Source organism: Rathayibacter sp. AY1A7 (assembly GCF_002930845.1).
Lineage (GTDB): Bacteria > Actinomycetota > Actinomycetes > Actinomycetales > Microbacteriaceae > Rathayibacter.
In genome coordinates this window covers 37,889-59,864 of the sequence record NZ_PSTL01000019.1, presented here as the reverse complement: position 1 = coordinate 59,864, position 21,976 = coordinate 37,889, and the positions used below count along the sequence as shown (strand labels likewise).

The window sequence follows — 21,976 nt, the reverse complement described above, 5'->3', positions numbered from 1 at the left end:
ATGCCCCACCTCCTCCGAGCCCGCGCCGCCCTCTTCGACATGGACGGGACGCTCGTCGACTCGACGGCCGTCGTGGAGACCATCTGGGGCGCCTTCGCCGAGCGCTTCGCTCTCGACCACGACGCGGTGCTCGGCGCCGTTCACGGTGTCCGCGCCGCCGATAGCGTCCGCCGCTTCGCTCCGGCCGGCAGCGACGTCGACGCGATCGTCGCGGAGCTCGACGCGTACGAGCTCGAGCACACCGAGGGCACCGTCGAGATCCCCGGCGCGACGGCGTTCCTCGCCTCACTCCCCCGCGAGCGCGTCGCCCTGGTCACGTCCGCGAGCCCGGCACTGGCGGCCGCCCGTCTGGCCGCGGCGGGCGTCCCCTCCCCCGACACGGTCGTCACCGCGCACGACGTCGCGAACGGCAAGCCTGCTCCCGACGGCTACCTCGCCGCCGCGGCCCTGCTCGGCGTCTCCCCCGAGGACGCGCTGGTGTTCGAGGACGCCGAGGCCGGCATCCGGGCGGGTCTGGACGCCGGCATGCGCGTCATCGTCGTCGGGAGCCACGAGAGTGCGAGCACCCGGGGGCTGCCCCGGATCGCGCACTACTCCGACGCACGCGCCGTGCTCGAGGGCGACGAGCTCGTCGTCACCCTCGGCGGGCCTCAGTAGCGGATCGCGTCGATCACCTTCACCCGCACGGCGACGATCGCCGGCACCAGGCCCGCGAGCGCGCCGACGAGGGTCGCCGCCCCGAGCCCGAGCAGCGCCGCCTCGGCCGGGAAAGGCGGGATGTCGGCGATCCCGTTGTCCTGCACGAAGGCCACCGTCCACGGGTTGGTGACGAGGATGACCGCGACCGTCACGCCGACCACTCCGGCGACCACGGTCGCCACGACGCTCTCCATCATGATCGAGAAGAAGATGCGGCCGGAGGAGGCGCCGAAGCTGCGCCGGATGCCGATCTCGCGGATCCGCTGCCGGACGGTGACCAGGGCGATGTTGAGCAGTCCGAGCGCGCCGAGCGCCAGCACCAGGCCCGCCACGCCGCCGATCACCCAGGTCAGCACGCCGAAGGGGTCGGAGTCGTAGACCAGGTAGTCCTGCCGGTCGACCGACACCTCGAAGTCGGATCCCAGGGCGCCGGCCACGTCGCGCTCCACCGCCGCGGCGAGGGGCTCGGCCAGGTCGAGCGGCACCCACATCTCGTAGTTCGGCACGCCCTGCCCGCCGTACTGCGGGTCGGCGTCGCGGGCGACCGCCGGGTAGGCGTCCGCGAGCATCATCATCGACGGATCCGTCTCGAACTGCGATGAGGGAGTCACGCCGACCACCACGCCCGTGACGTCGCGCTCGGAGCCGAGCAGGGTGACCACCGGGTGGGTGCGCAGATCCGGGCTCCCGATCCGCTCCCAGAAGCGCTCGTTGACGACGAGGGCGGGAGCGAGGCGCTGGGAGTCGCGGGCGGTGAACCAGGAGCCGTCCACGATCTTCAGCCGGTGCATCTCGGCGAAGGGCTGGTCGACCGCCTGCACCGCGACGTCGACGGCGCCGTCGGCGAACTGGACGCGCGCGCTGCCGTAGGTCGAGCGGCTCGCGTAGGTGATGGAGTAGCGCTCGAGCGCACCGGTCCACGCGGCCTGGAGTGCGTCGGCATCCACCTCGGCGGTGCCGGTACCGGAGGGGTAGGCGGAGAGGAAGAGGCTCGCCGGGCGCCCGCTGGAGCGCTCGGCCTGCTCGATGCTGGCCTGGCGGGCGATGCCACCGGCGGCGACGACCGCGGTCAGGGCGGCGACGGCCACCGCGACTCCGATCAGCGAGAGCAGCACGCGGCCGCGGTGGATCCGCAGCTCGGTCCACGCCTCGACGATCGCGCCGGCGATCCCGACGAGCGCGCGCATCAGAGGACCACCCCCTCGGCGACGGGGCCCGCATCCGCGGTCGAGCCCAGGCGGCCGTGGTCGAGCCGGTAGTGGCGCTCGGCCCGCGCCGCGATGGCCGGGTCGTGGGTGATGGTGACCAGCGCGGAGCCGGACTCGCGGGCGATCTGGTCGAGCAGGCCCATCACGCTCTCGCCGGTGTCGGTGTCGAGGGCGCCCGTCGGCTCGTCGGCGAGGATCAGCCGCGGTCGGCGCACCAGGGCGCGGGCGATCGCGATCCGCTGCTGCTCGCCGCCGGACATGCGCCCGGGCATCGAGTCCACGCGGTGCCCGAGGCCGACCCGCTCCAGCATCTCGGCCGCGAGGTCGCGGCGGCGCCAGAACTCCGATCCGGTCGCGTAGAGCAGCGGCGTCATCACGTTCTCGCGGGCGGTCCGCCCCTCCAGCAGGTTGAACTGCTGGAAGATGAAACCGATGCTGCCGCCGCGGATGCGCGCGCGGGCCCGCGAGGACAGGGTCTCGGTGGGAGCACCCTCGAGCAGCATCCGCCCCTCGGTCGGCTCGTCGATGAGTCCGAGGATGTTGAGCAGCGTCGACTTGCCGGAGCCGCTGCGCCCCACGACCGAGACGTGGTCTCCCTCGCCCACCTCGAGATCGACGCCGTCGAGGATCGTCAGCGGCGGTGCGTCGGGCAGCGGGACGACCTTGCGGATCCCCTCGAGCCGGAGGATCGTCACGAGCAGAAGACCGAGCCGTCGGGCTGCGCGATGCAGTCGCCGCCCAGCTGGACGTCGGGAGCCGCCTCCTCCGCGCCCGGCACGAACTGCAGGAGCTCGGCGCCCTCCTCCACTCCGCCGGTGATCTCGACGGAGCTGCCGTCGGTGAGTCCCAGCGTCACCGGGACCTCCTCGGTGCTGCCGTCGTCCGCCCGGCGGAACACGACGCCGGACTGGGCGGTGCCCTCGACCGCGGTGGTCGGCACGACGAGGACGTCCTCCGCCTTGCCTCCCGCGAGCGTCACCGAGGCGGCGAGCCCGGGGAACACGGTGACCTCCGACGGCACCTGGCAGGTGAAGCTCGTGCCGGAGCCGCCGGTGGAGGTTCCACCGCCGCCGTCCGTCGCTCCGCCGGTCGTGCCGCCCTCGCCGGCTCCGGCGAGAGGGGTGCTGATGGTGAGGTCGGTGCAGGTGAAGCCGGCGGGCCCGCCGGTGATCGCGACCTGCGCCTCTGTCGGCCGGTTCTGGATGCGGTAGAGCTGCTGCGCGTCGATCGTGCCGGTGACGGCGTAGCTCGGCGGCGCGACCTGTCCGGTCACCTCGCCGACCGTGACGGCCTGGTCGTGGATGACGCCGAGGGCGCTGAGGGTGCCGCCGGTCGCGGCGTAGACCCGCTCGAAGCGCACGGAGGGCTCCTGCTGGGTGAGGGTGACGGCGCCGTCCGGGCCGGTCGTCTCGACCGGGTCGCGCGGAGTCTCGACGCGGATGTCGTAGATGAGATCGCCCGACGCGACGGCCGCGCCCTGCTGCACGTAGACGTCGTCGACCGTTCCGGCCGCCGTCGCCTTCAGCGGCACGGCGGGGTCGGCGGCGACGGTGCCCTGGAGGGTGAGGTCGTTGGTGACCGTGCCGCGGGCGACCGTGACGGTCGGCTCGGTGATCTCACCGGTCGGCTGCGTCGGATCGGCCTCGGCCGCGCCGTCCGGGAAGAACGCGATCTTCACCAGGGCGATGCTCGCCGCTCCGATGATGACCATCCACACGATCGGGAACACCCAACGCCGAACCGCACCCATCAAGTCCCCCGACTCCGCTTCCAGGGCGCTCCGCCGTGGGGCGCCGGAGGCAGCCTATCCGGCGGGGAGGTCGCGTCACGGACCGTGGCGCGCCCGTCAGCCGACGAGCGCCGCGACGATCGAGGCGACGCGGCGCGCCCTCGTCTCGGCGGCCTTCGCGCCCTCGACCGACGTGACGTGGGCCTTCCGCGCGCTCGGCGAGAGCGCGGCGAAGCGCTCCGCAGCGCCCGCCGAGGCCAGCGCGGACGCCAGGTCCTCCGGCACGGCGACCTCGCGCGGCGCGGTGTCGAGCTCGATCACGACGTCGATCGCGTCACCGCCGGCGAGCTGCGTCTCGCGGCGCTTCTCGGCCGAGAACGGGATGAGCGCGCGTCCGCCCATCGCTCCGACCGTGCTGGTGAAGCGGTAGCCGTTCACCGTCACCGCGACGGCGGGACGCTTGCCGCCGCCGAGTGCCTCGAGGACCTCGGGCGGCACCTCGATGCCGGTGTTGTTGCCGATCTGGAAGAGCGTCGTGGTGAACTGCACCAGGCGATGATGGCACGGACTCCCGCGTGTCGCGCGGCCGATCGCCGGACTGACGCGGAGGGCCGTCGACTCGATCCTCGTCGACCTCCCGTTCACGGATCCGGAGCGCTCGAGGGCGTTCTCCACGGCGCTCGGCCGGAGCCTGAATCCTCTGTTCAGGCCTGAATCCTCTGTTCAGCGACGACGCCGCCTGCTCCGTCGCCTCCGAGCACGTGTCCGCGATGGTCGTCCCGCACCCCTCCTTCTCGACCTCCAGGTCGAGGGGGATCATCGACGCGCGCTCCCGGGTGCAGAGCCTCTTCGCGGTGAGCGTCGGCAGCCGGGAGGAGGTCGGCGAGGTACTCGGGAACGGGCCGGCCTCCGGCGGCGCCGAGCCGGTCGCGGTGCAGGACCTCGGCTCCATGCGGGCGCGGCCTCGAGGACCCTGACGGGCACGTCCGGGAGTCCCTGTACACGGATCCGGCCGCGGCCGAGGCCGGTCCGCCCCGGGAGTGAGGGGTCGGCGCGCTCAGCAGGAGCGGGTGTCGGGGTCTCCGAGCGAGGAGCGCACGGCGTCGACCGTCATCCTGCCCTCGGGGTCGAGCCGGGCGAGCATGCGCGACATGATGTCGGCCAGCTGCGGGATCTGCTCGGCGTCGAGCGGATCGATGACGTCGGCCAGCACGGTCGCGACGTGACCGGGCGCCGTGTCGACGATCTTCTGGAGGCCGGCGTCGGTGAGCACCGCGTTCGTGGCGCGGCCGTCGGAGGCGCAGGGGCGGCGCTCGAGGTAGCCGCGGGCGACGAGGCGGGTCACCACGTGCGAGAGCCGGGGCAGGGTCGCGTTGGTGCGGGCGGCGAGCGTGGTCATCCGGAGGGCGCGGTCGGGCGCCTCGGACAGCATCGCCAGCGTCAGGTACTCGAAGTGCGTGAGCCCCGCGTCGCGCTGCAGCTGCGTGTCGAGGGCGCCCGGCAGCAGTTCCACGACCGCGATGAAGCGCAGCCAGGCGTCGAGCTGATCGGGCGTCAGCCAACGTGTCTCGGGCGCACTCATCCCCCCACCCTACCCACTACTTGCCGCGACAAGTAAGTCCCCCGCGCCTCGTCGAGCCGCGTCCCGGGGCTCCGTCGGGAGGCCGACCCGCGCCAGCCTGATCCCACCATCGTCGCGAGCACCGCCCCCGAGGCGAACCAGCGATCCGCGTACCAGCGGATCGCAGTAGCCGAACGCACCCCGCCCCTCAGAACGCACCCCGTCGCGAAGCCGACCGCGCCACGCCCGTTCACACCATCCCCGCGAGCACCGCCCCCGAGGCGAACCAGCGACCGCATACCAGCGGATCGCTGCAGCCGTACGCACCCCGCTCCTCAGAACGCACCCCGTCGAGAAGCCGACCGCGCCACACTCGATCCACACCATCCCCGCGAGCACCGCCCCCGAGGCGAACCAGCGATCCGCGTACCAGCGGATCGCTGTAGCCGAACGCCCCCCGCTCCTCAGAACGCACCCCATCGAGAAGCCGACCGCGCCACGCCCGTCAGGGACGGGCGTGGAATCGACTACAGCACGTCGTCGCTCAGATCGATCGGGTTGCCGAAGCGGTGGTTCGTGATCGAGATCGCCTGCTCGCGGAGGAAGGGCAGCAGTTCGACGCGGCCGGCGGGGGTGACCGGGTCGGCGTAGACGGCGGTGTCGAGGGCGCCGCCGAGGGCTTCGGCGAGGGCGGTCGCGAGGGGGACGCGGGATCCGTCGGCGCGGGTGAGCGGGACCGGCGTGCCCGTGCTGCCGCGGGTCATGCCGGCGACGACGTCGGTGAAGGAGCCGGTCGAGTCGGACGATCGGCGGACGACGGCCTGCTGTCCGTGGGTCGGACTGCCGGGGGCCTGCGGGCCCGCGTAACCGTCGACGCGGTCGGAGACGATGTCGCCGATGATGCGGATGCGCGGCGCCGTGATGCGGCCGGCCGCGGCGCGCTCGAGCCACTGGGCGTCGGTCTCGACGACGATGCGCGGGACGAGGCCCGCCATCTCGGCGAGCTCGTCGCCGCCGAGCATCTCCTGGACCCGCGGCGGGAGCGGGAGGGACGTGGAGATGTCCATTCGGGAGCGGGTCAGCAGGCCGGCGGCGATGACGCGGAGGAGCTCTCCGAGGTCGCCGCCGTCGGCCAGGCGCAGCGCGATCGGCACGCGGAGGTAGCGGAACAGGTTCCGCTCGACGCCGACCTTCGAGATGTCGGTGACGACTCCGAACTCGGTCGCCCAGGCGAGCTGGTCGGAGAGTGCGGAGCGGCGGAGCAGGTCGAACTGCTCGAACCGGAGCGAGGACTGGGCCGCCTCGATGAACTGGCGCGCGCGGTCGTCGAGGCCGCGCAGGTGCAGTGTCGAGGAGGAGCGCGCGGGCGAGGGCTTCCAGGAGCCGAGGCCGATGAGGTGGTTGGGTCCGCCCGCCTTCGCGCCGCCGCCGACGGACGAGCGCTTCCAGCCGCCGAAGGGCTGGCGCCGGACGATCGCTCCGGTGATGCCACGGTTGACGTAGAGGTTGCCCGCCTCGACCGAGTCGATCCAGAGGGCGAGCTCGTCGGCGTTCAGGGAGTGGAGCCCGGCCGTGAGCCCGTACTCGGTGCCGTTCTGCATCCTTACGGCGTCCTCGAGGGTCGCCGCGTGCATGATCCCGAGCACCGGGCCGAAGAACTCGGTGAGGTGGACGTAGCTGTCCTCGGTGACGCCCTCGCGGATCCCGGGCGACCAGAGCGTGCCGCTCTCGTCGAGGCGCTGCGGCTCGACGAGCCACGACTCGCCTCCGCCGAGCGTGGTGAGCGCGTGCAGGAGCTTGCCGGTGGGCTCCTCGATGAGCGGCCCCATCACCGCCGACGGGTCGTCGGGCCGGCCGACGCGGAGCGACGTGACGGCGTCGACCAGCTGGGCGCGGAAGCGCTTGGAGCGGGCGACCGAGCCGACCAGGATCACCAGGGAGGCGGCGGAGCACTTCTGGCCGGCGTGCCCGAAGGCGCTGCGGACGATGTCGGCGACGGCGAGGTCGTAGTCGGCGTGGGGAGTGACGATGATCGCGTTCTTGCCGCTGGTCTCGGCCTGCAGCGCGAGGCCGGGCCGCCAGGAGCGGAAGAGGCGGGCGGTCTCGTAGGAGCCGGTGAGCAGCACGCGGTCCACGAGGGGGTCGGTGATCAGCGCCCGTCCCAGCTCCTCCTCGTCGAGGTCGACCAGGGCGAGGAGCTCCTGCGGGACGCCCGCGTCCCAGAGCGCCTCGACGAGCACAGCCGCCGAGCGGCGGGCCTGGGGCGCCGGCTTCACCACGACTCCGGAGCCGGCGGCGAGCGCCGCGAGGATCGATCCGGCCGGGATGGCGACCGGGAAGTTCCACGGCGGAGCGACGACGGTGACCCGCGCGGGGACGAAGGTGGCCCCGGTGACGGCGTCGAGCTCGCGGGCGCGGGTGGCGTAGTAGTGGGCGAAGTCGATGGCCTCGGAGACCTCGGGGTCGGCCTCGGCGATCGTCTTGCCGGTCTCGGAGGCCATCACCTCGATCAGGCGGTCGCGGTTCGCGGCGAGGACGAGGCCGGCGCGGTCGAGCACGGCCGCTCGGTCGTAGCCCAGGCGCTCGCCCCAGCGCTCCGCGCGGCGGGACACCGTGCGCAGCACCTCCTGGAGCTCCGCCTCGGTGCTCACGCGTGCGGCGTCGGCCGTGCCCGCTCCGATGGTCGACCCGGCGATGCGCTCGGTGATCAGGCGCGCCCAGCGTCGGTTGCCGGGGAGGGCGGGGTCGGTGTCGGGCTCGTTGTGGAAGCCCGCGGTCGCGGCGGCCGCACCGGAGCCGCGGCTGAGGCCGAGGACGGCCTGCGTCAGGCCCGCGGCGGCCGGGTCCTGCGCCCGCTCGCCGGCGCGGGCGTGCTCCTGCACGAGGCGGCGGCCGGAGCCGGAGGACCACTCCCGCAGGCGGTCCTGTGTGCGGTTCGGCGGCGGGACGGAGTCGTCGAGGGCCTCGAGCGAGGCGCGGAAGCGGCCGAGCTCCCGCTGCAGCACCTCCTCGTCGTCGAGGCGGAACGCGGCCGACAGGAAGTTCTCGGGGCTGCTGTTCTCCTCGAGCCGGCGGATGAGGTACGAGATGGCCACGTCGAACTCGTGCGGGTGCACGACGGGCGTGTAGAGGAGGAGGCGTCCCACGTCCTCGCGGACGGCGCGCGCCTGCCCGGTCGCCATCCCGAGCAGCATCTCGATCTCGACCGCGCCGGTCACCCCGCGCTCGGTCGCCGTGAGCCACGCCCAGGCGAGGTCGAAGAGGTTGTGCCCGGCGACGCCCACGCGCACCGCGTCGACGCGCTCCGGCCGCAGCGCCCGGTCGAGCAGGCGCTTGTAGTTCGTGTCGGCCTCCACCTTGCTGCCGACGGTCGCGAGCGGCCAGTCGTGCAGGGCCGCGTCGACCCGCTCCATCGCGAGGTTCGCGCCCTTCACGACGCGCACCTTGATCGGGGCTCCGCCGCGGGCCCGGCGCTCCTGCGCCCACTCGGTCAGCTCGTCGAGCACGCGGACGGAGTCGGGCAGGTAGGCCTGCAGGACGATGCCCGCCTCGAGGTCGAGCATGCCCGGCTGCTCGAGGAGGCGCCGGAACACGGCGACCGTCAGGTCGAGGTCGCGGTACTCCTCCATGTCGAGGTTGACGAAGGTGGGGTCGGCTCCGGACGCGGCGGCCTGGTAGAGCGGGGTGAGACGCTCCACGACGCGGTCGACCTCCTCCTCGAAGGCCCACATCGACAGCTGGCTGACGACGCTCGAGACCTTGACGCTGACGTAGTCGACGTCCGGCCGCTCGAGCAGGCGGAGGGTCCCCTCGAGGCGGCGGCGGGCCTCGCGCTCGCCGAGCACGGCCTCGCCGAGGAGGTTGAGGTTGAGCCGGTCGCCGCCCTCGCGCAGCGCGGCGACGGCCGCACCGAGACGCGCCTCCGAGGCGTCGACCACGAGGTGCCCGACGAGGCGGCGGAGGACCCGGCGGGCCGCGGGCACGACCACCCAGGGCAGCACGGGGCCGACGGCGCCGCCGGTGCTGATCGCCGCGCGCAGGTAGGAGGGGAGGAAGGCGGGCGTCTTCGCGGTGAGCGCCGCGAGGTTCTCGGCCGCGACCGAGAGGTCCTCGGGCCGGGCGACGCCGTCGACGAACCCGACGGTGAAGTCGAGTCCGTTCGGGTCCTGGAGCACGCCCGCGAGCCGCTGGGCGGCGGGCTCGACCGGGAACTCGCCGCTGCGCGCGATCCAGCGGCGGACCAGGGACTCGACGCGCTCGATCATCGGGCGGTCGTCGACCTCGGGCTCGGCGGCGGCGGGCGCGGCGTGCTCCGACTCCGACGCGGCGTCGGGCCCGCGCACGACCTCGTCCTCAGCATCGCGCACGACCTCGTCGTCGGCATCGGGCTCGCTCACGGCCGCGTCCTGAGCGTCGCGCACGACCTCGTCCTCCTCCTGAACACCGGGCTCGCGCAGGTCCTCGTCCTCAGCGTCGGACTCCTGCTCGTCCTGAGGCTCGGCCACGTCCTCGGACGCGGACTCCGGCGCCGGCACGACCTCGGCCCCGCTCACGGAGTCGCGCGCCTCACCGGCCTCGACCTCGTCGTCCGACCCCGTGCCGCCCTCCGGCGTCCGACCACCGATCGTCGCGTCGACCCCGCTCCGCACGGCCGCGTCGTCGGGCTCGCGCTCCGGGTCGCTGCCGGGCACACCTGGGGTCGTCGACTGCTGCATCCTCCGAGGCTAAGCCCGACCCGCCGCGCGAACGCGGCGTGACGCGGTGGTCGCGCCGACTCGCCCGCGAGCCGCCCCTGTGGAGGAGCGGATCAGTGCCGGCGGTGGTCCTGGATGGTCATCCGCGGGCCGTGCCGCGGCTTCCTCGCTGCGCTGCAGCCGATCAGCCGGATGACCCGCTGCCGGTGCCCGCGCCACGGCTCGAGGAGCTCGAGCATCCCGTCGTCGTCGACCCCGAGCCGGCCCGTGAGCGCGAAGCCGACGGCCGCGGCCAGGTGGTAGTCGCCCACGCTGACCGCGTCCGGATCTCCGTGGGCGCGCATCATCACCTCGGACGCCGTCCACGGCCCGATCCCCGGCACCGACTGCAGCCGGCGGGCGACCTCGTCGCCGCCCCGCCCGAGCGCGAGGGTCCGCTCGAGGCCGGAGGCGACGAGCGCGGCGGTGAGGACGGTCCGCGAGCGCCGCGGATCCACTCCCGCGCGGTGCCAGTCCCACGAGGGCACGCGCCGCCACTGCTGCGCGCTCGGAGCCACGTGCAGAGCGACCGGCCCCGGGGCGAGCTCCCCGTGGAGGCGCACCAGCACCCGGTAGGCGCGCCACGCCTCCGTGCTCGTGACCTTCTGCTCGAGGACCGACGGCGCGAGCATCTCGAACACCAGGTTCGTGCGCGTGAGGCGCAGGCCCGCCGAGCGGCGGAGCACCTCGGCGAGCGGCGCGTGGGCCGACAGGTCGAGCCCGCTCCAGTCGTCGCCGTGGCCGAGGAGCTCGGGGACCGCGTCGATCAGCCACTCCGCTCCCCCGCCCCAGGCGCGCGCGTGGATCGCGCCGTCCGCCGCCTGCCGCAGATGCAGCGTGCCCGGGCCGAGCGGCGTTCGGAACGCCCGCCAGAAGCCGGACGCGTCGAGGAGCATGGTCGGGTCGCCCGAGCCCCGCAGCAGCGTGCGGAGGGTGAGCGCGAGGCTCACGGGCTCCGACGGCGCGTAGACCGTCGCCCAGGAGGGCTCGGGAGCGGGGGCGGGGATCGACACGCAGTGATGCTAACCGGCGGCTCCGACACCGGATCGGACGCTCCTCCGCAGAACCCCCATCCACGACGTGTTCGGAGCGACACACCCGGCGGATTGGTTCAGACGGCGTGAACACATGCGCGGATCCGATCGCCCGTTTCCACTGGTCAGCAGGTCGGTCCCGGGCGTAGCTTCGCGCTGTCGCGGCGGCGCTCCAGCCGCCCGGCACCCGCCTAACACTGGAGATGCGCACATGTTCGACACGACCTTCATCCGCAACGCGATCGTCAAGAGCTCTGAGACCGCTCTCGACCGTCGCCGCTTCTTCGAGGCCACCGGCGTCGCCGGCCTCGGCATCGGAGCCGCGGCCCTCGCCGCGCCCACCGCCTCCGCCGAGGAGGTCGCTGCCAGCGGCCCCAGCGACGCCTCGATCCTCAACTTCGCCCTCAACCTCGAGTACCTCGAGGCCGAGTTCTACCTCCGCGCCGTCTACGGCACCGGCCTCGGCGGCTCGGACGTGACCGGCAAGGGCACGCCCGGCGGCGTCATCGGCGGCCGCCCCGTCGACTTCAAGACCCCGTGGCTGAAGAGCTTCGCCACCGAGGTCGCGAACGACGAGAAGGCCCACGTGCAGTTCCTGCGGGCCGCGCTGGGCACCGCGAAGGTGGCCCGCCCGGCGATCAACCTGAAGGACAGCTTCAACTCCGCCGCCGTTGCGGCGGGGCTGATCAAGGCCGGTCAGTCGTTCGACCCGTTCGCGAGCGAGTCGAACTTCCTGCTCGGCGCCTTCGTCTTCGAGGACGTGGGAGTGACCGCCTACAAGGGCGCCGCCCCGCTCATCCAGTCGAAGACCTACCTCGACGCGGCCGCCGGCATCCTCGCGGTGGAGGCGTACCACGCGGGCGCGATCCGCTCGGCGATCTACGCCGCCGACCTGTCCGACTCGGCGAACAAGCTCTCCGACGCGCGCGACAGCCTCGACGGCAAGACCGACCTCGACCAGGGCGTCAAGGTCAACGGCCAGGCGAACATCGTCCCGACCGACGGCAGCTCCATCGCGTTCAGCCGCACCCCGGGCCAGGTCCTCAACATCGTGTACCTGAACCCCGCGGCCGGCACGCGCACCGGCGGATTCTTCCCCCGCGGCGTCAACGGCGAGCTCGTCACGACCTAATCCCACCAGCACAGAGCACGACGACGGGCCCTTCCTCGAGGCGGCGAGGAGGGGCCCGTCGTCGTCCGCGTGCACATCCGTTCACCGGGTCCTCTAACCTGAGCGGGTGAAGATCGGGATCCTGACCTCCGGTGGCGACTGCCCCGGCCTCAACGCCGTCATCCGCGGTGCCGTCTACAAGGGCATCAAGGTCTACGACCAGGAGTTCGTGGGCTTCCGGAACGGCTGGCGCGGAGTGGCCGACGGCGACCTCCTGCCCCTGGGCCGCCCCGAGATCCAGGGCATCGCCAAGCAGGGCGGCACGATCATCGGCACCAGCCGGACGAACCCCTTCGAGGGCGAGAACGGCGGCCCCGAGAAGATCGCCGAGATGATGGACCGCAACGGCATCGACTCGATCATCGCGATCGGCGGCGAGGGCACCCTGGCCGCGGCCAAGCGCCTCACGGACGCGGGCCTCAAGATCGTCGGCGTCCCGAAGACCATCGACAACGACCTCGGCGCCACCGACTACACCTTCGGCTTCGACACCGCCGTCGGCATCGCGACCGACGCGATGGACCGCCTACGCACCACCGGCGACTCGCACGGCCGCTGCATGGTCGCCGAGGTCATGGGCCGCCACGTCGGCTGGATCGCCCTGCACTCCGGCATGGCCGCGGGCGCCCACGTCATCCTCATCCCGGAGAAGCGCACCTCCCTCGACCAGATCGTCGAGTGGGTGCAGAGCGCGCAGGACCGCGGGCGCGCACCGCTCGTCGTGGTCGCCGAGGGCTTCTCGCTCGACACGATGGACGACGCCCACTCCGAGCGCGGCCTCGACGCCTTCGGTCGGCCCCGCCTCGGCGGCATCGGCGAGCTGCTGGCTCCGCTCATCGAGGAGCGCACCGGCATCGAGACCCGCGCCACCACGCTCGGCCACATCCAGCGCGGAGGCACGCCCACCGCGTTCGACCGCGTCCTCGCGACCCGCCTGGGCATGGCCGCCATCGACTCCGTCGTCGCCGAGCACTGGGGCCGCATGGTCGCCCTGCGCGGCACCGACATCTACCACGTGGACTTCGCCGAGGCGCTCGGCACCCTCAAGACGGTGCCGGACGCCCGCTACGAGGAGGCGCGCACCCTCTTCGGGTAGCGCGCGCTCCCCGCGGAGCGGTCAGTCCTTCGCGCCGTCCGGCGTCGCCGTGGCGACGATCTGCGCCCGCGCGAGGGTGTGGAAGTGCGCGTTGAAGCCGAGGATCGCCGGCGTCGACTCCGGGTCGAGGTCGAGCGACTCGACATCGAGGGCGTGCACCACGAAGAAGTAGCGGTGCTCGCGGTCCGGCGGCGCCGCTCCGACGAACTGGCGCAGCCGCATCTCGTTGGGCAGCGTCTGCGCGCCCGCCGGGAGCAGCTCGAAGCCGGCGGCTCCGGCTCCCGTGGGGAGCTCCGTGGTGTCGGCCGGGAGGTTGTAGACGGCCCAGTGCCAGAAGCCGGAGCCGGTGGGCGCGTCGGGGTCGAACACCGTCACGGCGAAGCTCTTCGTCTCGGCGGGGGCTCCCGACCAGCGCAGGTGCGGCGAGACGTCCTCCCCGCCGGAGCCCTCGCCGTAGTGGCGGGCGGACAGGGGCGCACCGTCGGCGATGTCGTCGCTCTCGAGCGCGAAGGTCGGCACCTCGCCGAGGCGGGCGTAGGGGTCGTAGGTCCAGTCGGACATCCGGTTTCTCCGTTCGGGAAGGGCGGGCGGGGGCCCGCGCCCTCAGCCTAGGAACCCGGCGGTGCGCGCCGAAGGGCTTGCGGAGGGGGTCAGGACCCGAGATAGCGCCCGGGCCGGTGGTTGAACGCCAGGACCAGGTTGAGCACCACCACTCCCGCCGCCGAGATCAGCACGTTCAGCGGAGGCACCACCAGCAGCGCGGCCGCGACCACGCACGCGTCGAGCGCCATCATCACGTAGCCCGCCCGCCAGCCGAGCCGCTCCTGCGCGATCAGGGCGACGATGCTGAATCCGCCCAGGCTCGACCCGTGCCGGAAGAGGATCAGGAGGCCGATCCCCGCGAGCACGTCGCCCGTGAGGACGCCGTAGACGGGCGCGATCCGCAGCTCGCCGAACGCCAGCGGGTGCAGGCCCGCCAGGACCGAGACCAGCACGATCGAGAACATGGTCCGCAGCGTGAAGCGCCAGCCCTTCTTCCACAGCGAGAGGGCGAGGAACGGCACGTTGACCGTGACGAGGATCACGCCGAACGGGATGTCGAGCGGGTACCCCAGCAGCAGTGCGAGACCCGCGGTGCCGCCCGTGACCGCCTGGCTCGCGCGCAGCAGGTAGAGGCCGAGCGACACGACGAACGCACCGGTGACGAGACCGAAGACGTCGTCGAGGCGGGAGTGCGGCACGGGGGCGGAGGCGTCGGGCACCCGACGATGCTGCCACACGCCGCGCCCCGGTCCGGACGTCCTCGTAGGATGTGCCGGTGCTGCCGAAGATCCTCCTGTTCTACCGCTTCGTGCCGCTGGCCGACCCCGAGTCCGTGCGGCTCTGGCAGCGCGAGCTGTGCGAGTCGCTGGGCCTGCGCGGGCGCCTGCTGATCTCGGAGCACGGGGTGAACGGCACGCTGGGCGGCGGAATGGACGCCCTGAAGCGCTACGTCCGCCGCACCCGCGAGTACTCGGCCTTCCGCGGGCTCGAGGTGAAGTGGAGCGACGGCTCCGGCCTCGACGACGCTGGCCGCAGCCTCGACTTCCCCGGTCTCTCGGTGAAGGTGCGCGACGAGATCGTCTCGTTCGGCGCGCCCGACGAGCTGCGGGTGGACGCCGACGGGGTCGTCGGGACGGCTCCGCGGCTCGACCCGGACCAGCTGGACGCCCTGGTCGCCGAGCGCGACGACGTGGTTTTCTTCGACGGCCGCAACGCCTTCGAAGCCGAGATCGGCAGGTTCGAGGGGGCGATCGTGCCAGGGGTCTCCAGCACCCGCGAGTTCGTCGAGCAGCTCGACGCCGGCGTCTACGACCACCTCAAGGGCCGGCCCGTGGTCACGTACTGCACCGGCGGCATCCGCTGCGAGGTGCTGTCGAGCCTGATGACGGCGCGCGGCTTCGGCGAGGTGTACCAGCTCGACGGAGGCGTCGTCCGCTACGCCGAGGCGCGGCGCGACCGCGGTCTGTGGAAGGGGGCCCTGTACGTCTTCGACGGCCGCGGCTCCGTCTCCTTCTCCCCCGACGCCGAGGTGCTGGGCCGCTGCACCTCGTGCGCCGCGCCGACCAGCCGGATGCGCAACTGCACCGACCTCTCCTGCCGCGCCCAGCTCGTCGTGTGCGCGGACTGCGATGCGGCGGCCTGCGTCGCGCACGCGGGCCCTACGCTCGTGCCATGAGCATCGAAGCGCGCGGGCGCACCCTCGTCGACCTCCACACCGCCCCCGAGCTGCTGCAGGTGGTGAACGTCTGGGACGTGATCAGCGCGACCACGATCGCCGCGCTCCCGGAGACCCGGGCGCTCGCGACCGCCAGCCACTCCATCGCGGCGGCGTTCGGCTACGAGGACGGCGAGCGGATCCCGCTGGAGCTGCACCTCGGCATGATCGAGCGCATCGTCGCCGCCGTCGAGGTCCCGGTCTCGGCCGACCTCGAGGCGGGCTACGGCGACGCGGGCGAGACGGTCCGGCGCGCGATCGGGATCGGCGTCGTGGGCGCGAACCTCGAGGATCAGGCGAAGCCGCTCCCGGAGGCGCTGCGGGCGGTCGAGAAGGCCGTCGCCGCGGCCGAGGAGGAGGCGGTGCCCTTCGCGCTCAACGCCCGCACGGACGTGCTCCTCCGCGCCGGCGACCGCGACCGCGATGAGGTCCTGGCCGACGCCGTCGAGCGCGGCCGCGCCTACCTCGACGCCGGCGCCACCTGCTTCTTCGTCCCCGGGCTGCTCCAGGACGCCGAGCTGGAGTCCCTCGTCGCCGCCCTCGGGCGGCAGCGCGTCAGCGTCATCGGCGTCCCCGGATCCCAGTCCCCCGCCCGCTTCGAGGAGCTCGGGCTGGCCCGCGTCTCCTACGGTCCGTGGACGCAGCGCGTCGCCCTGACGGCGCTCCAGGACGCGGCCGCCGCCCTCTACTCCGGCGGATCGCTCCCCGAGGGCACCCGGCCCCTGAACTGACCGCCCGGCCGCGGGCCCGCGGGCGTAGCGTGGGCCCATGTACCGAGCCATCGTCGTCGAGCGGCACTCCGACTCCGACACCGACACCCCCAACCGAGCCCGCCTCCTCGAGCGCGACGATCCCGACCGCTCGCACGGCGACGTGTCGATCGCCGTCGAGTACTCGAGCGTCAACTACAAGGACGCCCTCGCGCTGGCGGGGCGTCCCGGGATCGTGCGCCGCACCCCGCTCGTCGCCGGCATCGACCTGGTCGGCACCGTGGAGTACGCGGACGGCGAGGCGGGCGAGCGCTTCGACTCCGGCGACCGGGTGGTGCTCAACGGCGCCGGCCTCGGCGAGCGCCACGACGGCGGGCTCGCCGAGCGGGCGCGTGTCGACTCCGCGTCGCTGCTCCGGCTGCCCGGCGCCATCTCGGCGGCACGGGCCGGAGCGATCGGCACCGCGGGCTTCACGGCGATGCTGGCCGTGCTGGCGCTCGAGCGGCACGGCGTGCGACCGGGCAGCGGTCCCGTCCTGGTGACGGGGGCCTCGGGAGGCGTGGGGTCGCTCGCCGTCGCGCTCCTGGCGCGCCTCGGCCACGAGGTCGTCGCCTCGACCGGCCGGCTCGGCGAGCACGGCGCTCTGCTCCAGCGCTTGGGCGCCTCCGACGTCATCGACCGCGCCGAGCTGCAGGAGGGCGGGAAGCCGCTGCAGTCCGAGCGCTGGGCGGGAGCGGTGGACTCCGCCGGCTCGCACACGCTCGCGAACGCCCTCGCGCAGACGCGGTGGGGCGGGTCCGTGGCGGCATGCGGTCTCGCGCAGGGGCCGGACCTGCCGGTGAGCGTGATGCCGTTCATCCTGCGCGGAGTGACGCTGGCCGGCATCAACTCGGTGGAGGCGCCGCGCAAGCTCCGCGAGGAGGCCTGGCGCCGCCTGGCTCACGACCTCGACCTGGAGCTGCTCGACGAGCTGACGACGACGGTGCCGCTCGGCGGGGCGGTCGACGCGGCCGAGGACGTGCTCGCCGGCCGCTCGCATGGTCGGACGCTGGTGGACGTCCGCGCCTGAGTGCACGGCGTCGCCGGAGGGCGTCCGCCCGCCTCGAGCGTGGAGGAGGGGGCGCCCCGGCCGGCGCTGCGGGGCGGCTGCTCGTGCGGCGGTGCGCTACTCCGCAGCCTCGGTGGCGCCGCTCGGCTCGGCCGACGCGTGACCGACGGAGGAGTCGGGGCGCGCGGCGCGGGGCTTCGCCGGCGTGCGGGGCTTCGGCGCGGGCTTCGCGGCCGGCCCCGGCTTCGCGGGGGCGGGCTCGGCGGACTCGGATCCGGCGGGCTTCGGCTCGGCGGGCTTCGATCCCGCGGACTTCGGCTCGGCGGGCTTCGATCCCGCGGACTTCGGCTCGGCGGGCTTCGGCTCCGCGGGCTTCGGCTCGGCGGGCTTCGGCTCCGCGGGCTTCACCGGGGCTGCGGACCCGATCGGCTCGGAGCCGATGACGTCCACGGGCGCGGACCCCCCGGACCCGGCCGGCGTGCTCGCGGCGGTCCGAGCACTCGTCTTCGGAGCGGCCTTCGGAGTGGCCTTCGGGCTCTTCGGGGCGGCCCCCGCTGCTGACTCCGTCGGAGCCGCGACGTCCTCCGCGGCGCCGTCCGCCTCCGGAGCCGCGGTCGCCGCTGCCGCCGCGCTCCCGCCGCTCGCAGCCTCCCGGCCCTCGACCACCGTCGCCGGACCCGCCGCCTCCGCGGCCACGGCCGCGGCCTCCGCCGCCTTCGCCTTCTTCTTCGCGCGCTTCTCCGCGGCGGCCGCCTGGGCCCGCTCCGCCTGCTCGGCGACCTCGGGGACGATCACGAGGTCGTCGGTCTCGATCACGGGGATCGCCGCGGTCGTCGTCCCCAGCTGGAGGGCCGCGATCAGCTCGGGAGCGTGCTTGGTGCTCACGATCAGGCGGGAGTAGTCCTCGTCGACCAGGTCGATCACGACGGCCGAGGCGGTGCGCTTGATCAGCAGGAAGTCCTTGCCGCCGTGGAACTTCCACGTGCCGGCCGCGAGCGTGAGCGGCACCGCGGTGCCCGGCGCGCGGATGCCCCGCACCCAGATCCAGGGGTCCTCGGTGACCGTCGCCGAGCGGATGCTCGACCGGTCGACGACGACGTCGCTGCGGTGGAACGCGAGCAGTCGCTCGGCCGCGGTGAGGCGGAGTTCGAGGCGGTCGGGGAGCACGGTCACGACGGGCATGCCTCTAGTCTGCCCCGCCGCCCGCCGCCGGGTCAGCGCCGGATCGCACAACGATGCCCCGCCGCCCGCGTGGGTGGCAGCATGGTCGGATGCCGATGGATCCGGACGAGGCGCGCCTCCTCGACGCGCTGCTGGCCGAGCGGCAGGCCGAGACGCGCGACGAGGCGGCCCGGCTCGAGGCCTCGCTGGCCGAGCTCCTGCGCGACCGTGCCGACGGCACCGCCGATGACGAGCACGACCCGGAGGGCACGCCGCTCTCGGCCGAGTGGTCGCGGATGGCCGGAGTCCGCGACGCTCTCGCCCGCACGGCGCGCGAGCTCGACGCCGCTCGCGCCCGCCTCGGCACCGGCGGCTACGGGGACTGCGCCTCGTGCGGCCGCCCGATCGGGGCCGCCCGCCTCGCCGCCCGGCCCACGGCCGAGCTCTGCATCGACTGCGCCCGTCTGGCGGAGTCGCGCATCCGCTGACGCCCCGCGAGGCGAGCCTGCGGCGCGCCCTCCGCCTGAAGGCCCCCACAGATCCCGGCGTGCGGAAACCCGGTTTCTCCTGCGAGCATTCACATCCGGTCGCGTCCCTCGAACAGGTCTGACGGACCACCCCCTCCCCCCCCTGCTCGAAAGGCACTCCTGCGATGACCGAGACGTCGACCGCCCGATCGACCGGCGCCCCTCCCGCCCCCGACAAGCGCGCCTGGCGCTCGCTGATCGTCCTGCTCGCGGGCATGTTCATCGCCCTGCTCGACACGACGATCGTGAACGTGGCGCTGCCCACCATCCGCACCACGCTCGACGCCTCCGAGTCGACGCTCTCCTGGATCATCTCCGGCTACGCCCTCGCGTTCGGCCTCGCCCTCATCCCCGCCGGCCGCCTCGGCGACCGCTTCGGGCACAAGTGGGTCTTCGTCAGCGGCATCGCCCTCTTCACCGTCGCCAGCTTCGCGTGCGGACTGGCCGCGGACGACACCCAGCTCGTCATCGCCCGCATCGTGCAGGGCCTGGCGGGCGGCGTCTTCGTCCCGGCGGTCAACGCCTACATCCAGCTCCTCTTCCGCGGCCCCTCGCGCGGCAAGGCCTTCGCGGTGATGGGCGCGGTCCTCGGAGTCTCGTCGGCGCTCGGCCCGATCATCGGCGGCCTGATCATCCAGGCCTTCGGCGACGAGAACGGCTGGCGCCTGGTCTTCTGGGTGAACCTGCCCATCGGCGTCGCGACCCTGATCGCCGCCGCGGTCCTCCTCCCCGCCCGCCGCGACCTCGAGGCCGGCGACCGCGCCCCGAGCGGAGGCGTCGACTGGCTCGGCCTCGTCCTCGTCTCCGGCGGCCTGGTCGCCCTGCTCGTCCCGCTCATCCAGGGCGAGGACGAGGGCTGGCCGCTGTGGACCTTCCTCTCGATCGCCGGCGGAGTCCTGCTCCTCGCCGCGTTCGGCGCCTGGGAGGTCCTCCACGTCCGCCGCGGACGCGCTCCCCTGGTGCCGCCGTCGCTGTTCCGCCACCCGGCCTTCACCGGAGGGGTGATCCTCGCGCTGGTCTACTTCGCGGCCTTCACGAGCATCTTCTTCACCATCTCGCTGCTCTGGCAGTCGGGCCTCGGCCATACCGCGCTCGAGTCGGGCCTGGTGTCGATCCCCTTCGCGATCGGCAGCATCATCAGCTCCTCGCAGAGCAACCGGATGACCGCGCGCCTGGGGCGCAACGTCCTGGTGATGGGCAGCGGACTGCTCGCCATCGGGCTCGGCTGGGTCTGGCTGGTGCTGCTGACCGCGACCCCGGACTCGATCAGCAACTGGCAGCTCCTGCCGCCGCTGCTGATCGCGGGCCTCGGCAACGGCTTCTTCATCGCCCCGAACGTGCAGTTCATCGTCTCGACCGTCGACCCGCAGGACGCTGGCGCGGCGAGCGGCGTGATCTCGGCGATCCAGCGCATCGGCTCGGCCGTGGGCATCGCGGTCATCGGCAGCGTGCTGTTCGGGAGCCTCGTCATCACGGGTCCGGACACGGTCGCCTCGGGCTTCCTCGACGCCGCGGCTCCCGCGATGCTCCTCAGCACCCTGATGGCGGTCGCCGCCTTCGCGCTGGTGTTCGTGCTGCCGAAGTCGGTCTCGCGCCGGGGCTGAGGGCCCCTGCCCGGTCGCCGCACGCCGGCGGCCGGGCGCGCGGGACGTCCGCCGCTCCGGTGCGGCGGGCGCCTCCCGCCTGATCCGCGGGCGGCCCGGGAGCCTACGCCCGAGCGGCCGCCGCGGCCTTCGCCGCCGCCGGCAGCGCGTCCACGATGCGCCCGATCGCCGCGTCGTCGTGCGCGGCCGAGACGAACCAGGCCTCGTACACCGACGGCGGCAGCGAGACGCCCGCATCGAGCATCGCGTGGAAGAACGCCGGGTAGCGGAACGACTCCTGCGCCTGGACCTCGGCGTAGTCGCGCACCGGCCGGCCCAGGTCCGTGAACATGAAGCTGAAGAGGCTCCCGGCCGTCTGCACCGTGTGCGCGACGCCCTCGGCCGTCAGCGCCGCCGACACCTCGCGCTGGAGCGTCAGCGCCGTGGCGTCCAGCGAGGCGTAGACCGCGTCGTCGGCCAGCTGCAGCGTCCGGATGCCCGCGGCCACCGCGACCGGGTTCCCGGAGAGGGTGCCCGCCTGGTACACCGGCCCCAGCGGTGCCAGGTGGTCCATGACGTCCGCACGGCCACCGAGAGCCGCGACCGGCATCCCTCCGCCGATGACCTTGCCGAAGGTGTAGAGGTCGGCCCGGTACGGAGCCTCGGCGCCGCGGTTCTCGAGCCCCCACCAGCCGCCGGCGCTCACCCGGAAGCCGGTCAGCACCTCGTCCATGATCAGCAGCGATCCGTTCGCGTGCACGAGCTCAGCGAGGGCCGCGTTGAAGCCCGGGTCCGGAGCGACCACGCCCATGTTGGCGGCCGCGGCCTCGGTGATGACCGCCGCGATGTCGGCGCCACGCTCGGCCAGGACCGCGCGCACCGCCTCGAGGTCGTTGTACGGCAGCACGATCGTCTGGGCCGCGGTCGCGGCCGTGACGCCGGCGGAGGCGGGCAGCGAGAGGGTCGCGAGACCGGAGCCGGCATCGGCGAGCAGCCCGTCGGAGTGGCCGTGGTAGTGGCCGGAGAACTTGATCAGCAGGTCGCGGCCGGTGACGCCGCGGGCGAGGCGGATCGCCGTCATCGTCGCCTCGGTGCCGGTGGAGACCAGGCGGAGCTTCTCGATCGGCGAGACTCCCCCGGCCGTGATCCGCGCCTCGACCAGCTCGGCGAGGTCGGTCTCGGCGGGAGTGGACGCGCCGAACGAGAGACCGCGGGCGGCCGCCTCCTGCACCGCCGCGACGACCTCGGGGTGCGCGTGCCCGAGGACGGCGGGGCCCCAGGAGCAGACGAGGTCGACGTACTCGCGCCCGTCCGCGTCCGTGATGTACGGGCCGGCGGCCGAGACCATGAAGCGCGGGGTCCCGCCGACCGAGCGGAACGCTCTGACGGGCGAGTTGACGCCTCCGGGGATCGCGTGCCGGGCACGCTCGTACAGGGTGTCGTTCGCCGAGGTGGTCAC

At 73.7% G+C, this 21,976-nt stretch carries 20 protein-coding genes; 9 read left to right on the top strand and 11 right to left on the bottom strand.

Going from position 1 to position 21,976, the window contains the following annotated elements; all coding sequences use genetic code 11:
- Entirely contained in the window at positions 1-657 is a 657-nt protein-coding gene (locus C5B95_RS13755; protein ID WP_104237636.1) for an HAD-IA family hydrolase, read from the top strand.
- On the opposite strand, the gene C5B95_RS13750 is transcribed toward C5B95_RS13755, so the two are convergent.
- From C5B95_RS13750 to C5B95_RS13735, 4 genes are all read right to left on the bottom strand, one after another.
- The gene (locus C5B95_RS13750; protein ID WP_104233103.1) at positions 651-1,886 is read right to left on the bottom strand and encodes an ABC transporter permease; all 1,236 of its coding nucleotides are present in this window, start codon (positions 1,884-1,886) and stop codon (positions 651-653) included. The two genes, C5B95_RS13755 and C5B95_RS13750, sit on opposite strands and share 7 nt — an antisense overlap.
- Complete coding sequence (locus C5B95_RS13745; RefSeq protein ID WP_104349412.1) at positions 1,886-2,602, bottom strand: ABC transporter ATP-binding protein; 717 nt, start codon at positions 2,600-2,602, stop codon at positions 1,886-1,888. The genes C5B95_RS13750 and C5B95_RS13745 overlap by 1 nt, the downstream gene beginning before the upstream one ends.
- Positions 2,599-3,636, bottom strand: coding sequence for an efflux RND transporter periplasmic adaptor subunit (locus C5B95_RS13740; RefSeq protein ID WP_104349411.1), 1,038 nt, complete (start codon positions 3,634-3,636; stop codon positions 2,599-2,601). Before C5B95_RS13740 ends, C5B95_RS13745 begins: the two co-directional genes overlap by 4 nt.
- Positions 3,637-3,753: 117 nt before the next feature.
- Complete coding sequence (locus tag C5B95_RS13735; RefSeq protein WP_104233100.1) at positions 3,754-4,185, bottom strand: YdeI/OmpD-associated family protein; 432 nt, start codon at positions 4,183-4,185, stop codon at positions 3,754-3,756.
- A gap of 212 nt (positions 4,186-4,397) precedes the next feature.
- Here C5B95_RS13735 and C5B95_RS13730 point away from each other — a divergent pair, with 212 nt between their 5' ends.
- Positions 4,398-4,613 (top strand): hypothetical protein, encoded by a 216-nt coding sequence (locus C5B95_RS13730; RefSeq protein ID WP_104349410.1) that lies wholly within the window; start codon positions 4,398-4,400, stop codon positions 4,611-4,613.
- A gap of 80 nt (positions 4,614-4,693) precedes the next feature.
- On the opposite strand, the gene C5B95_RS13725 is transcribed toward C5B95_RS13730, so the two are convergent.
- The 3 genes from C5B95_RS13725 to C5B95_RS13715 form a co-directional block, all read right to left on the bottom strand.
- A complete protein-coding gene (locus C5B95_RS13725; RefSeq protein WP_104233099.1) occupies positions 4,694-5,218 on the bottom strand; it encodes a MarR family winged helix-turn-helix transcriptional regulator in 525 nt (174 codons plus the stop codon).
- A gap of 506 nt (positions 5,219-5,724) precedes the next feature.
- Positions 5,725-9,462 (bottom strand): proline dehydrogenase family protein, encoded by a 3,738-nt coding sequence (locus C5B95_RS13720; protein ID WP_104349422.1) that lies wholly within the window; start codon positions 9,460-9,462, stop codon positions 5,725-5,727.
- A 542-nt stretch (positions 9,463-10,004) separates the two neighbouring features.
- Positions 10,005-10,943: a DNA-3-methyladenine glycosylase gene (locus C5B95_RS13715; protein ID WP_258060014.1), complete on the bottom strand. Its 939-nt coding sequence runs from the start codon at positions 10,941-10,943 to the stop codon at positions 10,005-10,007.
- A gap of 232 nt (positions 10,944-11,175) precedes the next feature.
- Between C5B95_RS13715 and C5B95_RS13710 the strand changes: the two genes are divergently transcribed.
- Both C5B95_RS13710 and C5B95_RS13705 read left to right on the top strand, forming a co-directional pair.
- A complete protein-coding gene (locus tag C5B95_RS13710; protein ID WP_104222865.1) occupies positions 11,176-12,096 on the top strand; it encodes a ferritin-like domain-containing protein in 921 nt (306 codons plus the stop codon).
- A gap of 106 nt (positions 12,097-12,202) precedes the next feature.
- Positions 12,203-13,231 carry a 6-phosphofructokinase gene (locus tag C5B95_RS13705; protein WP_104349409.1) on the top strand — a complete coding sequence of 343 codons (1,029 nt, stop codon included), beginning with the start codon at positions 12,203-12,205 and terminating at the stop codon, positions 13,229-13,231.
- A gap of 21 nt (positions 13,232-13,252) precedes the next feature.
- Here C5B95_RS13705 and C5B95_RS13700 read toward each other — a convergent pair whose 3' ends face one another.
- The gene (locus C5B95_RS13700; protein ID WP_104249897.1) at positions 13,253-13,792 is read right to left on the bottom strand and encodes a YbhB/YbcL family Raf kinase inhibitor-like protein; all 540 of its coding nucleotides are present in this window, start codon (positions 13,790-13,792) and stop codon (positions 13,253-13,255) included.
- A gap of 89 nt (positions 13,793-13,881) precedes the next feature.
- The gene (locus C5B95_RS13695; protein ID WP_258060013.1) at positions 13,882-14,493 is read right to left on the bottom strand and encodes a YitT family protein; all 612 of its coding nucleotides are present in this window, start codon (positions 14,491-14,493) and stop codon (positions 13,882-13,884) included.
- 59 nt (positions 14,494-14,552) lie between these two features.
- On the opposite strand from C5B95_RS13695, the gene C5B95_RS13690 reads away from it, so the two are divergent.
- The 3 genes from C5B95_RS13690 to C5B95_RS13680 are packed head-to-tail and all read left to right on the top strand — an operon-like array spanning position 14,553 to position 17,267.
- Entirely contained in the window at positions 14,553-15,449 is an 897-nt protein-coding gene (locus C5B95_RS13690; RefSeq protein WP_219813852.1) for a rhodanese-related sulfurtransferase, read from the top strand.
- Entirely contained in the window at positions 15,446-16,219 is a 774-nt protein-coding gene (locus C5B95_RS13685; protein ID WP_104257672.1) for an isocitrate lyase/phosphoenolpyruvate mutase family protein, read from the top strand. The genes C5B95_RS13690 and C5B95_RS13685 overlap by 4 nt, the downstream gene beginning before the upstream one ends.
- A 37-nt stretch (positions 16,220-16,256) precedes the next feature.
- Positions 16,257-17,267, top strand: coding sequence for an MDR family oxidoreductase (locus C5B95_RS13680; RefSeq protein WP_104295259.1), 1,011 nt, complete (start codon positions 16,257-16,259; stop codon positions 17,265-17,267).
- Positions 17,268-17,363: 96 nt separating this feature from the next.
- On the opposite strand, the gene C5B95_RS17960 is transcribed toward C5B95_RS13680, so the two are convergent.
- On the bottom strand, positions 17,364-18,428 hold the full coding sequence (locus C5B95_RS17960; RefSeq protein ID WP_258060011.1) for a hypothetical protein: 1,065 nt from the start codon (positions 18,426-18,428) through the stop codon (positions 17,364-17,366).
- Between the two features lie 89 nt (positions 18,429-18,517).
- Between C5B95_RS17960 and C5B95_RS13670 the strand changes: the two genes are divergently transcribed.
- Both C5B95_RS13670 and C5B95_RS13665 read left to right on the top strand, forming a co-directional pair.
- On the top strand, positions 18,518-18,895 hold the full coding sequence (locus C5B95_RS13670; RefSeq protein WP_258060010.1) for a TraR/DksA family transcriptional regulator: 378 nt from the start codon (positions 18,518-18,520) through the stop codon (positions 18,893-18,895).
- 164 nt (positions 18,896-19,059) lie between these two features.
- Complete coding sequence (locus tag C5B95_RS13665) at positions 19,060-20,538, top strand: MFS transporter (protein ID WP_104233092.1); 1,479 nt, start codon at positions 19,060-19,062, stop codon at positions 20,536-20,538.
- Positions 20,539-20,641: 103 nt separating this feature from the next.
- On the opposite strand, the gene hemL is transcribed toward C5B95_RS13665, so the two are convergent.
- Entirely contained in the window at positions 20,642-21,976 is a 1,335-nt protein-coding gene (gene hemL, locus C5B95_RS13660) for a glutamate-1-semialdehyde 2,1-aminomutase (RefSeq protein ID WP_104246920.1), read from the bottom strand.